The 2546-nt window shown below is 70.7% G+C and carries 2 protein-coding genes; both read left to right on the top strand.

Annotated features, from left to right (window positions below; genetic code table 11):
- The first annotated feature begins 287 nt into the window (after positions 1–287).
- A complete protein-coding gene (locus tag VF289_RS00930) occupies positions 288–1532 on the top strand; it encodes an IS256 family transposase (RefSeq protein ID WP_330880169.1) in 1245 nt (414 codons plus the stop codon).
- Positions 1533–2146: 614 nt separating this feature from the next.
- A partial coding sequence (locus VF289_RS00925) for a response regulator transcription factor (RefSeq protein ID WP_330880167.1) occupies positions 2147–2546 on the top strand: 400 nt, incomplete at its 3' end.

The raw sequence follows: 2546 nt of genomic DNA, 5'->3' as shown, positions 1-2546 counted from the left end.
CTCGATGGGCATCCTTGACCAGGGCCGCGATGATGGATCGACCAAGGAGGTGGAGCGAGCGCAGACCGTCCTGCTGGCGTCCTGACCGACGCCGCCGCCACCGTTGCTGCGGATCACGACGAACCGCTCAATTCCCACCACTCCAGGGGCCACGGCCTCTGCGAGGAGTGTCCCCCCGAGTGGTGGGATTTGACCGAGGCTCCTGGCCTGCGCTGATGGCGCGCAGCGAGGGGCCACCGGTGTGATTCTCAGCGTGTTCCTTGCCGGGATCACGAAGGAGATCACCGATGGCCCTGTCACAGTCTGCCCTGTCCGAGCTGCTCGACGCGATCCGCGCCGGCGGCAGCACCGACGTCCTGCGCGAGGCGATGGCCCTCGTCCTCCAAGAGCTCATCGAGCTCGAGGCGGCCCAGGCGATCGGCGCCGGCCGGTACGAGCGGACCGACGAACGGACGACCCACCGCAACGGCAGCCGCAGCCGGCTCCTCTCGACCAAGGCCGGCGACGTCGAGCTGCGCATCCCGAAGCTCCGGAGCGGATCGTTCTTCCCGGCCCTCCTGGAGCCGCGGCGGCGGATCGACCGGGCCCTCTGGGCGGTCGTCATGGAGGCCTATGTCCACGGGGTCAGCACGCGCAAGGTCGACGACCTCGTCACGGCCCTCGGCATCGACGCCGGGATCAGCAAGAGCGAGGTGTCCCGGATCTGCGCCGAGCTCGACACGGTCGTGGCGACCTTCCGCGACCGATCGCTCGGCCACACGCGCTTCCCGTACGTCTTCCTCGATGCGACCTACGTCAAGGCCCACGAGGGCGCCAGCGTCGTGTCCAAGGCGATCGTCGTCGCCACCGGGGTGACCGCGACCGGTGACCGCGAGGTGCTCGGGCTGGCCGTCGGCGACAGCGAGGACGGCGCGTTCTGGACCGCCTTCCTGCGTAGCCTGCGGGCACGTGGACTGACCGGTGTGCGCCTCGTCATCAGCGATGCCCATGAGGGCCTCACGGCGGCCATCGGGGCGGTCCTCCTGGGGGCGGCGTGGCAGCGCTGCCGGGTCCACTTCCTGCGCAACGTCCTGACCCGGATCCCGAAGGGCAGCGCCGAGATGGTGCTGGCCGCGATCCGGACGATCTTCGCCCAGCCCGACGCCGCCGCCGTGCGCGACCAGCTCGACGAGATCGCCGAGCGGCTCGAGCCGCGCTTCCCGGTCGTCGCGGCGATGCTCCTCGAGGCCAAGGAGGATGTCACCGCCTTCACCGCCTTTCCGGTCGGCCACTGGCGCAAGATCTGGTCGACCAACCCGCTCGAGCGGGTCAACCGCGAGATCAAGCGGCGGACCGACGTCGTCGGGATCTTCCCCAACGAGGCGGCGATCCTGCGCTTGGCCGGGGCGGTCCTCCTCGAGGTTCACGACGAGTGGGCGATCGCCGAGCGGCGCTATCTCGGCGAGGGCTCGATGGGCATCCTTGACCAGGGCCGCGATGATGGATCGACCAAGGAGGTGGAGCGAGCGCAGACCGTCCTGCTGGCGTCCTGACCGACGCCGCCGCCACCGTTGCTGCGGATCACGACGAACCGCTCATTTCCCACCACTCCAGGGGCCACGGCCCGATCCCGGCGGCGCTCCCGAGAACCCATGGGTCCGAGTCTGCCGCGCCACGCTTATCGGCCGGTTGCCCGAGACATATCCGGCGCATCGCCGGGCGGACCAGATCGAGGCTTCGGACCTCCCAGCCGTCAGCCCTTGCCTCCACTCCGGGCGTCCGTCCACTGCGGGCGTCCGACCGTGCACGCGGCCACCCCGTACCGGCGCCCTTCCCACCGGGTGAGCCTACGTGCCCGGTTCCGTGCCCGCCCTGTACGACGTTCTCACCCTGCGGGAGCACCGGCGCGGCCCTCCCCTCCCCTGAGAAGAACCGGCATGCAGGAGGCCTCGGAGCGCCGGGTCGGTCGCACTCGCCCGCCCGATGGGACACGGCAAGATCGAACGGCTGGAGCAGCCCGCACCGAACCCGCGCGCCGGAAGGGGCACGGAACCGAGCGGCGCGCCGGAAGGAGCCCGCAACCGAGCGGCGCGCCCGAAGGGACACGGCAAGACCGAACGGCGCCGCGCCCCGTTGAGCGCCCGAAGCCCGCTGCTATCCTCGACGGGTGACGCTCCCTCACCGCGCCACGCGGCTGCTGCTCGTGGACGACGACCCGAACCTGCTCGTCTTCCTGGCCGACCAGTTGCGCGACGACGGCTTCGAGGTCAAGACCGCCCGCGACGGGCAGGAGGCCCTGCGGCGCCTGGAAGGGGAGTGGCCCGACCTGCTGATCGTGGACTTGCTCATGCCCAAGCTGGACGGTCTGAGCCTGGCCCGCCAGGTCAAGGAACGGGCCGACCTGCCGATCATCGTCCTCTCCGCTATCGACGCCGGAGACAGCAAGGCCCAGGCCCTCGAGGAGGTGGCCGAGGACTACATCACGAAGCCCTTTCACTACCCGGAGCTGCGGGCCCGGATCAACCGCGTCCTGCGTCGCGTCGGGGATCGGGTGCCCTCAGGCCGCC

Origin of the sequence: Brachybacterium sp., from assembly GCF_036379615.1 — a bacterium.
Lineage (GTDB): Bacteria > Actinomycetota > Actinomycetes > Actinomycetales > Dermabacteraceae > Brachybacterium.
Note: the sequence above shows the minus strand (reverse complement) of the source record. Positions and strands in the feature narration are given on the sequence as shown.

Excerpts from the sequence above, each read along its gene's own strand:
- VF289_RS00930 (WP_330880169.1), top strand. The coding sequence starts at position 288 with ATGGCCCTGTCACAGTCTGCCCTGTCCGAGCTGCTCGACGCGATCCGC.